Origin of the sequence: Actinoplanes siamensis (assembly GCF_016862395.1) — a bacterium.
GTDB lineage: Bacteria > Actinomycetota > Actinomycetes > Mycobacteriales > Micromonosporaceae > Actinoplanes > Actinoplanes siamensis.
Window position 1 is genome coordinate 1 of the sequence record NZ_BOMW01000111.1, and the last position, 8,601, is coordinate 8,601.

The 8,601-nt window shown below is 68.5% G+C and carries 10 protein-coding genes; 4 read left to right on the forward strand and 6 right to left on the reverse strand.

All coding sequences use genetic code 11. From position 1 onward, the window contains the following. Positions 1 to 72: 72 nt before the first annotated feature. The 3 genes from Asi03nite_RS36900 to Asi03nite_RS36910 form a co-directional block, all read right to left on the reverse strand. Positions 73 to 303, reverse strand: a complete 231-nt coding sequence (locus Asi03nite_RS36900; RefSeq protein WP_203685164.1) for a hypothetical protein — start codon at positions 301 to 303, stop codon at positions 73 to 75. A gap of 285 nt (positions 304 to 588) precedes the next feature. Then, positions 589 to 2,019, reverse strand: a complete 1,431-nt coding sequence (locus Asi03nite_RS36905) for a serine hydrolase domain-containing protein (RefSeq protein ID WP_203685165.1) — start codon at positions 2,017 to 2,019, stop codon at positions 589 to 591. Positions 2,020 to 2,135: 116 nt separating this feature from the next. Then, the gene (locus Asi03nite_RS36910; RefSeq protein ID WP_203685166.1) at positions 2,136 to 3,347 is read right to left on the reverse strand and encodes an EAL domain-containing protein; all 1,212 of its coding nucleotides are present in this window, start codon (positions 3,345 to 3,347) and stop codon (positions 2,136 to 2,138) included. 238 nt (positions 3,348 to 3,585) lie between these two features. Here Asi03nite_RS36910 and Asi03nite_RS36915 point away from each other — a divergent pair, with 238 nt between their 5' ends. Continuing rightward, positions 3,586 to 3,723, forward strand: a complete 138-nt coding sequence (locus tag Asi03nite_RS36915) for a hypothetical protein (RefSeq protein ID WP_203685167.1) — start codon at positions 3,586 to 3,588, stop codon at positions 3,721 to 3,723. Between the two features lie 133 nt (positions 3,724 to 3,856). On the opposite strand, the gene Asi03nite_RS36920 is transcribed toward Asi03nite_RS36915, so the two are convergent. Beyond that, a complete protein-coding gene (locus tag Asi03nite_RS36920; protein WP_203685168.1) occupies positions 3,857 to 4,261 on the reverse strand; it encodes an Rv0361 family membrane protein in 405 nt (134 codons plus the stop codon). 156 nt (positions 4,262 to 4,417) lie between these two features. Between Asi03nite_RS36920 and Asi03nite_RS36925 the strand changes: the two genes are divergently transcribed. Genes Asi03nite_RS36925 through Asi03nite_RS36935 form a run of 3 tightly spaced genes read left to right on the forward strand, consistent with a single transcriptional unit; the run spans position 4,418 to position 5,855 of the window. Further along, positions 4,418 to 5,008, forward strand: coding sequence for a hypothetical protein (locus tag Asi03nite_RS36925; RefSeq protein ID WP_203685169.1), 591 nt, complete (start codon positions 4,418 to 4,420; stop codon positions 5,006 to 5,008). Then, the gene (locus Asi03nite_RS36930; protein ID WP_203685170.1) at positions 5,008 to 5,688 is read left to right on the forward strand and encodes an SMI1/KNR4 family protein; all 681 of its coding nucleotides are present in this window, start codon (positions 5,008 to 5,010) and stop codon (positions 5,686 to 5,688) included. Before Asi03nite_RS36925 ends, Asi03nite_RS36930 begins: the two co-directional genes overlap by 1 nt. A gap of 8 nt (positions 5,689 to 5,696) precedes the next feature. Beyond that, on the forward strand, positions 5,697 to 5,855 hold the full coding sequence (locus Asi03nite_RS36935; protein ID WP_203685171.1) for a hypothetical protein: 159 nt from the start codon (positions 5,697 to 5,699) through the stop codon (positions 5,853 to 5,855). Here the strand turns inward: Asi03nite_RS36935 and Asi03nite_RS36940 are convergent. Both Asi03nite_RS36940 and Asi03nite_RS36945 read right to left on the reverse strand, forming a co-directional pair. After that, complete coding sequence (locus tag Asi03nite_RS36940; RefSeq protein ID WP_203685172.1) at positions 5,852 to 7,228, reverse strand: extracellular catalytic domain type 1 short-chain-length polyhydroxyalkanoate depolymerase; 1,377 nt, start codon at positions 7,226 to 7,228, stop codon at positions 5,852 to 5,854. The genes Asi03nite_RS36935 and Asi03nite_RS36940 overlap by 4 nt on opposite strands. A gap of 84 nt (positions 7,229 to 7,312) precedes the next feature. Further along, entirely contained in the window at positions 7,313 to 8,572 is a 1,260-nt protein-coding gene (locus Asi03nite_RS36945; RefSeq protein ID WP_203685173.1) for a poly(ethylene terephthalate) hydrolase family protein, read from the reverse strand. Positions 8,573 to 8,601 lie beyond the last annotated feature (29 nt).

The window sequence follows — 8,601 nt, forward strand, 5'->3', positions numbered from 1 at the left end:
GTCCCAGGTCAACCCGGTCATCAGGCTGGTCAAGGCGGACATGCGCTCGTGGGAACTCACGGCAACACGGGTTTAATGCGAGCGGAACGCGGTCCAGCGCTGGGTCTCGATGCACTGCCGGCTGAAGCCGAGCACCTTGGCAACTGCGGAGCGCAGGTTGTCGTAGCGGACCTTGCCGGTCGGCACCCCGCCGAGCCGTTTCAGCGCATGGACGTGGCCCTCGAAGAACGCCTCCTGACCGCCGGAGGCGAAGATCCGGTGGATCGCTTTGCCGGAGAACGACATCCGGAACGAGAACAACATGCAGGTGACGGGTTCACCTCGCAGGTTGATCACGACTTCGCCAAAATCGACCTCCGCCTCAGCGCCCGGCCCGACATCCCCGCAGCAAGATCGCGGCGGATCGCCGCGAACAACTCGATCTTCGACATCCGCGGCATCGGCCGGCCTCCGTCTCGGGTCAGCCGATGCTCCCACCACCAGGCGTGGTGTCGAAACTCGCGGACATCGAATCCATCCGATCGAGCGTCCACCAGGCGTGGTGTCGAAACTGGCGGATAAATCGCAAGTCAAAGCCGATCCGAGGACCTATGCGACGTCGGGGCGAGTCATGAGCGGCGATTGTAGATGCGACATCAAATCAGGAGTGGTCATCGGCACGGTGTTCCATGTCGCCACCGCTGTGCCGGCGTCGGCGTCGACCACCAGCCGAACCCGGTGCGGGCTGGTGATGACGTAGAGGTCGGCGACGAACGTGCCGCCCTGCCAAGCGCCGGCCGAGACTACCGGGCGCCCGAGCGGCGAGCTCTCCCGCCATGCGCCATGGCCGACCTCGACGATCAGCGACGACCCGAACCGCAGCAGCCACCCCTTCTCATCAGGATCGACGAACACCGCGGTGCCTTCTGGGAGCGGCGCGTCTTCGGCGCAACCGTCAAGTTTCGCCTGGGTCGAGCGGCCTGGGGCGGCCGTGCCCGGTGCCGCTGCTAGCGATAGCCGCCGCATCCGATCGGCGAGGGCCTCGTCGTCGCGGGTGCTGTCGCCAGGCCCTAAACCGGGTAGCAGGCACTCCCAGATCGCGTCCAGTACAGGCTGATAGAAGTTGACGGCGGCGGTCACAGCGACCACCAGGTCGTGTTCCGGAACGACCACACACAACTGGCCGTTGTTGCCGTCACCGCGGTAGCCGTGACGCGACATCCAAAACTGATACCCGTACCCGCAAAGCGAATCGGCGTGCCCTCCGCCGACCTGCGCGGGCCGAGTCTCGATGCGTCGGCTGGTCGCTTGCCGGACCCAGTCACGTGGAATCAGTTGCCGGTCTCCCCAGCGGCCTCCACATCGCAGCAGCTCGCCGAACGCGGCGACGGCCTCAGTCGTCAGATGCAATCCATGGAAACCGAACGCCGCCCCGCTGGCCAGCCTGTCCCACTCCGCGTGATCGATGCCCATGGGCTCGAACAGGCGCTCGTCGAGAAACTCCGGCAGGCCGCGGCCGGTTACCCGTTCTACCATCCGGGCCAGGACGCCCGTGGTCGCGTTGTCGTAGAGGTGCTGGGAACCTGCCGGGTCCGGGAACGGAACGCGCAGGAAGCCCTTCACCAAGTCGCCCGGCTCAAGTCGCCAGGCCTCGGCGAGGCTGTCCGTTCGATGCCCACTCGTCATCGACAGCAAGTGATGAACGGTGACCTGGCGTCCCTGCGGTGGGATGTCGGGCGGAACGTGATCGGGCAGGACGTCAACCACCCGGTCATCCAGCGACAGCAGCCCGTCAGCGACGGCCAGTCCCACAGCGACCGAGGTGAACGACTTGGTCAGCGAATACAACAGGTGCGGACGTTCGGCCGAGTACGGCGCCCACCATCCCTCGGCCACGACATGACCGCGGCGCAGGACCATCAGGGAGTGCAGTTCGACGGCTTGCGTTTCGAGGCGATCCAGCACCTCGGCGATCGCGCGGGACGACACCTCTGAGGCGGCCGGTGTCGACCGTGGAAGTAGTGCGCGCGAGGAAGCCATCCAGGCACCCTATGCAGCTCGACCGATCGAGCCAATCGAGTTACGAGATCGGCGACTGGTGTCGAAACTCGTGGACACAAAATCCTACAGCGATCACGCGGTGCTGGAAGTGGCGTTCAACCGGTGTCCGAAGCCCCGGAGATAACCACGTCGGCGAGGCGGCCGGGGCCGAGGCGGTTGAGCAGGACCCGGGCCACGTCGGCGACGGCGGGCAGGTGGTCGAGGAACACCAGGCGTCCCGAGGCGGACTCGACACAGAGGGCGGCGCTGCCGTACGCGGGAGCGATGACGGCGACGGCGGACTCGCCCGGCACCGGATCGTCGAGCACGATCACCGAGCGGGTCCGGGCGGTTGCGTCGGCCAGCAACCCCGTGAGCGCCGGGACACCCGTCTCGGCGGCCGACATCACGACCACTGCGTGGGAGTCGGCGGTGACCAGGTTCCGCAGTCGGGCCAGGGCTGCCGTCACCTGGGCCGCGGACCCGCTGACGACCGGACCGTGACCCGCCGCCACCTGGAACGGGGTGCCACCAGCCTGGTGGAAACCCGGACGTGGCGGCGGCACCCGGGTCGCCGCGGCCGGGTCGAACCGGTGCTCCACCTGCCCCATCGGCGCCGGCCGACCGAACAACCAGCCCTGGCCCCACCGCGCCCCCAATCGGCGGGCGGTGACCAGGTCGTCCTCGGTCTCCACGCCCTCGGCCAGGACCACCGCCCCGGTACGCCGGGCCTCCGCCGCCACCACCGTGCACACCGACTGGGTGTGCTCGGTGTCCGGATCGCGCAGCAGGCTCATGTCCAGCTTGATCACCTCCGGCTCCAGCACCGGGAGGAACGCCAGCGACATCGGGTCGACCCCGACGTCGTCCAGGGCGATGCCGTTGCCGAACTCGTGCACGAAGCCGGCGAGATGCACGAGAACCCCCGGCGAGGTGGGAAGCGCCCGTTCGGTGTACTCGAGGATGTAGCGAAACGGCAGTCCGTTGCCCACCATCTCGATGACGCGCGATGACACCGGCTGGTCCAGCACGGCCGGTTCGGCGTTGATGAACAGCAACGGCGGCGGTACGGGGGCGGCGACCGTGCATTCCAGCGCCCGTTCGAAGCACAGCATGTCCAGCTCGGCGAGCAATCCGGCCTCCCGGGCGGCGGCGAACAGTTGGTCCGGGAACTCCAGCTCGGTGCCGGCCGGTCCGCGGGCGAGTGCCTCCAGCCCGACCACGAGCCCGCTGGACAGGTCGACGATCGGCTGGAACAGGGGGGTGACCATCCGGTTCCGCAGCACCTCGCCGACGGCGGCGGTGGCCCGCGCGTGAATGACCTGCATCGCCTCAACCTTCGGTCGGCACTGTCCTCTGGTCCTATCGGTCATCGGCGGTCATTGCTGAACGCGATGCGTCCCGGGCCCCCGGGCCGGTTACGACCTGGATCCGGACGGCCGAAAGGCGGTACGCCTGACCGCAGGAGCCGCGGCCGACCTGACGGACCGCCGGCAAGCGGCCGCGCGGGCGGCGAAGAAGGCCGAGAACGCCGAACTTGCCCGTCTTCCGCGCGAGAACGCCCGCTTGCAGGCCAAGCTGGCCAAAGCCGAGACCGCTTTGCAGATCATGGGAGAAGCACGCGTGCTCTTGGGACTGCTCTCCGAGAGCGCGGATGCCGCGCCGACGCCGAACCCGTCCTCGCCGAAGCGTTCCAGGCGCTGACGGTGCTCTGGGGTGTTGCGCCCGCGTGCCGGCTGACCGGCCTGTCGCGAGCAACGCTCTACCGGCGCCGCAACCCGCCCACGCAGCCGAAGCCGAGGCAAGCAGGCCAACGTCTGACTCGAGCGGAGAGAAGTCAGGTGGCTGCTGGCTGAGGGCCGGCAGGCGCGCACACCTTCCACGTGCCGCTCTCCTTGCGGAAATACAGCGTGGCGGCAGGCTGGCCGTCCTGGCTCACCTGTGCCGATGCGGTGTCACCGGCGACCTTCAACTCGGAGACAGAAACCTGGGGTTTTGCGTCGCCGGCGCCGGCGGCGGCGTTGGGATCGTAGTCGTCGTCCTCGGTGATCTCCTCCGACTCCTCGGCGCACAGCACGCTCAACACGCCCGCCTGGTCGCTGTTCGCGATCGCGGTCGCGAACGTCGTGGCGACCTCGGTGATGCTGTTCCGGTCGGCGGAACCGCGCCGCACGACCAACACGATGACGATCGCGGCGACAGCGACGACCAAGACGGCGCCGGCCGCGACCAGCCACGGCAACCGCAGGCGCTGGCGGTCGGTCGGCGGAAGGTCCCCGACAGCAGGCTCCTCAGCAGGAACTCCCGCGGGACGAGGCTCCGCTGCTGGCGGCGAAGGTGGTATCTGAACACTCAGGGCGCGGCCGCCCAGAAGAACCTGTACACCTGCCTGGATGCGATGTCGACGCTGGCCGCCGACGACACCACCGAATCGCCGCTGAACCCGCCCAGCGCGGACAAGCGCCAGGAGATCGCCGAGGCGGTCAAGAAGATCCCCGCGTCGTGGCAGCCCAGCCCGCAACCGGCCCCGCAGATCGGCTGGCGGGTCCCGAGGACCTCGCCGACCCGCCCTCTGTACGACGCGCTGCGGTCGGGTAACCCTGGTGAGCTCGGCAACGTCCGGCTGCAGGGGCAGACCCGGCCGCGGATCGGCGACCCGGACCCGGCCTATCCGGGCCGGACCATCGGGTCCCGGGCCGGTGGCGGCTCGGCGGTCACTCCGGACCACATCATCCCGATCGCGGAGATCATCAACATGAAGGGGTTCACCAAGCTGAACCCCGACTCGATGTACGCGGTCACCCGGGCGCCGCTCAACTATCAGTGGCTGAGTTTCAGTTCGAACCTGTCCAAGTCGTCCCGTAGCGTGGCCGCGATGACCAAGGTCGACCCCGCGTGGCAGGCCGAACAGGTAGCGCTCGAGAAGAGCATCCGCCCGCAACTCCAAGAGCTAATCCAGAAACTGTTGAAGAGCCAGGGGAAGAACTGATGCCCGACATCGACGACGCCACCCTCGCCGCCACCCTGCCGTTCAGCTCGATCGGCGCGTTGCCAGGCGACGCTGTGCCGGCGGCGTGGATGGCCATCGCGGCCATTGACGACTCTGCCGAACGGGCCGCGGAGACCCGGCGGGCGTGGCCGGCCGTTTGGCTGGAACAGCTCCCGCAGTTCGCGGAAATCCTGAACACGCGACTCGTCGACGTGCGCATCGTGTCCGCGAACGACGTGCCGGCCCTGATGTACGTGATCGACCACCCCCGCGCCGACCGAGTAGTCACTTGGCTCGGTTACGACCCCGCCACATTCGGCGAGACGCCCCGGTTCTGGGACTCGTTCCCGGAGCCGTTGCAAGACTTCCTGCAGCACACGCATGCCGGGTTCGTATCGCACGACAACTACTCATTCGGCCTGTTCCGGCCCAGCGAGATGGTGACCATGGCGGAAACCGCCGGCAGCCCCGACGGCATTGACTTCTGGGACGAGATCCAGCCCTACCCGTCGACCCGGCTGCTGCAAATCGCCGCGAACGGCCCGGGCACGATGTATTGCCTGAGCCCCGAAGTTCCCACGGGCGAACTGGTCCTCGCCGACGAGGCGGAGGCCGAGGTGCTCGAGCTCGGCCCAGCCCTCGACGACCTGATGATGGCCCGCTTCAGTCTCACAAGCTGATTCACGCCATGATCGATCCCGGCTCCCGGCCGGTCGACGGCGCCATGATCGAGCAGGCCGAAGCCAATCTGACGGTCTTCCTGGCGCAGGCGGCTGAACGTGTTCTGCGGCTCGCGCGCCGGGGCGCGGGCCAGAGACAGGACCAAGCGCGCGTTGTCCCCGGCTAATCTACTGGCGTGAACTGCTGGTTGGGCCCCCCGTTGCAGTCGTAGATCTGGACCTGCTGCCCGTTGCCGGTGCCCCACACGTCCAGGCAGCGGCCGGACTGTACGCCGGTGACGGTGCCGTTGGCGTTGACGTTCCACTGCTGGTTGCTCTGGCCGTTGCAGGCGTAGATCTGCACCGCCGACGCGTTGCCGGACCCGGCGGCGTCCAGGCACATGCTGCCGTACACCTGGAGCTGCTTGCCCGAGGTGTAGGTCCACTGCTGGTTGGCCTGGCCGTTGCAGTCGTAGAGCTGCACCCGCGTCCCGTTGGTGTGCGACGCGGACGGCACGTCGATGCACCGGCCGGACTGGGTCCCCACGATCTCGTTCGCGCCCCCTGAGGGCGGGGTCGACGACGGCGGGGTTGACGACGGAGGGGTCGACGACGGCGGGGTCGACGGCCGGTCGAGTCCGAGGAAGGAGATCGCGTACGCGATCTGGCCGCTCATCGGAAGCTGGTGGCCGACGCCGGAGATGCTGATTCCCTCGACGGTTGCCTGGGTGCCGGTGTCACCGTAGCGGGTCCGGGTCCAGGTGGACTGCGGGTGGTCGGTGTACGCCGGCGTCTGCGACAGGCCGTGCAGGTTGGTCCACTGCTTGATCTCCTCGCCGAAGTTGGGGTAGGAGAGCGTGGTGTCGGTGGTGCCGTGCCACAACTGCATGCGCGGGTAGGCGCCGGTGTAGCCCGGGTACATGGCGCGGGCGGTGTCGCCCCACTGCTGGGCCGTCCGGATGACGGTGCCGCCGGAGCACTGGCTGTTCCACATCGACCCGTCGCTGGTGGCGAAACAGCCGGCCGGTACGCCGGAGAAGGCCGACCCGGCGCTGAACACGTCCGGGTACTCGGCGGCCAGGACGTTGGTCATCATGGCGCCGGAGGAGAACCCGGACACCACGATGCGGGAGGAGTCGATGGTCGGGTAGTGCGAGCGGGCGTAGTCGACCATCGACATGATGCCGGTGGAGTCGCTGCCGCCGTTGCGCCGGAGCCCGGCGGCGGTCGAAACGTCGAAGCAGCCGCCGCTGCGGGTGGCCTCGGGCAGCACCATGATGTAGCCGTAGCGGTCGGCGGCGGTGACGTAGTCGTGGCCGTTGCCGTTGAAGATGGCGCTCGCCGAACCGCTGCAGTAGTGCACCAGCACCAGCAGCGCAGGCCGAGGCGCGAGGTTCGCCGGCACGTAGATGTACATGTTGAGGTTGGTCGGGTTGGTGCCGAAGTTGGTCACCCGGGTCAGGCTCGCCGCCGCCGCCGGGGAACCGGACACCAGGATCGCGGCGAGGCCGGCGACCAGCGCGGTGCCGGCCGCGAGCAGGATATTCAAGACGCGCTTCATCAAACCTTCTTCTCGACGACGGGATGCCGGCGCGGTGCGAGGGCCGGGGTGTGGCGGTAAGGTGCCCGCCACACCCCGGCTCGGTCAGCTCAGGCCGAACCTCTGGTTGGCCTGGCCGTTGCAGTCCCAGAGCTGGAACTGCTGGCCGTTGCCGGTGCCCCACACGTCGAGGCAGCGGCCGGACTGGACGCCGGTGATGGTGCCGTTGGCGTTGACGTTCCACTGCTGGTTGGGCTGGCCGTTACAGCTGTAGATCTGGACCGCCGACCCGTTGCCGGAGCCGGCCGCGTCCAGGCACACGTTGCCGTACACCGTCAGCTGCTTGCTCGAGGTGTAGGTCCACTGCTGGTTGGCCTGGCCGTTGCAGTCGTAGAGCTGCACCCGCGTGCCGTTGTCGTGGGTGGCGTTGGGCACGTCGACGCACCGACCCGACTGCGATCCGAGGATCCGCTGCGGCCCGGACGGCGGGCTGGACGGCGGGACGGACGGGCTCGACGGAGGCGTCGAACCGCCGCTCGGGATGGTCGAACATTTGACGCTCGACCGGACGATGCCGGTGGTGTCCTTGATGCTCGGGCAGAGGAACTGGGTGTAGCGGGTGTCGTTGTCGACGAAAATCTTCAGCCACTCGATCTGGCTGCGCAGCTCGATGTCGTTGGGCCGGGTGAAGTAGAGGTGGTCGGCGTTGGCGAGCTGGATGTACGCGCCGGGCGTCGACGCCGGAAGGGTCGGGTAGAGGCCGTCGAGGTAGGACGGCGTGACCGTGGTGTCGTTGATCCCGCCGATGATCATCGTCGGCACGTTGTCCGAGGCCAGGTTGCCGGACGGCTTGAACGGCGCGAGGCCGATGGCGGCCTTCAGCGACGGGCGCTGGGTGGCCGCGTACAGGGCGCCGCCGCCGCCCATCGAGTGGCCGATGACCGACAGCCGGTTGCGGTCGACCCGGTCGCGTACCGCGCTGGAGTTGGTCAGGTAGTCCAGGGCGGCGAGCAGCTGGGTGCCGCGGGCGGTGTCGTAGTCGTTGCGGTTGTTGGTCTCGACGCCGATAACGACGAACCCGAAGGACGCCAGCCGCGGACCCATCCAGGCTTCCTCATTGGCGAACAGGGCGGTGTAGCCGGGCACGATGGCGACCGCGCCGTACGTGTGGCTGGTGTCGGTGGGGTAGTAGATGAAGCCGCCGTTGAAGCCGTTGCCGGGCGGCACCGTGATCTGGGCGGTGGCGAAGGGCCCGTACTGGGCGGCGACGCTGGCCACGGTCGGATCCGGTCCCCGCTGGTACGGGTTGTCACCGGCGGGGGTGCTGGGGCTCGGGGAGTCCGGCACGCTCGGGGACGCCGGCACCGACGGGGACGCCGGTGAGCTCGGCGGGG

Coding starts and splice junctions, on each gene's coding strand:
- Asi03nite_RS36910 (WP_203685166.1), bottom strand. CDS start 3,347: ATGCAGGTCATTCACGCGCGGGCCACCGCCGCCGTCGGCGAGGTGCTG.
- Asi03nite_RS36935 (WP_203685171.1), top strand. CDS start 5,697: ATGATCGATCCCGGCTCCCGGCCGGTCGACGGCGCCATGATCGAGCAG.
- Asi03nite_RS36900 (WP_203685164.1), bottom strand. CDS start 303: ATGTTGTTCTCGTTCCGGATGTCGTTCTCCGGCAAAGCGATCCACCGG.
- Asi03nite_RS36905 (WP_203685165.1), bottom strand. CDS start 2,019: ATGGCTTCCTCGCGCGCACTACTTCCACGGTCGACACCGGCCGCCTCA.
- Asi03nite_RS36940 (WP_203685172.1), bottom strand. CDS start 7,228: ATGAAGCGCGTCTTGAATATCCTGCTCGCGGCCGGCACCGCGCTGGTC.
- Asi03nite_RS36925 (WP_203685169.1), top strand. CDS start 4,418: ATGTCGACGCTGGCCGCCGACGACACCACCGAATCGCCGCTGAACCCG.
- Asi03nite_RS36930 (WP_203685170.1), top strand. CDS start 5,008: ATGCCCGACATCGACGACGCCACCCTCGCCGCCACCCTGCCGTTCAGC.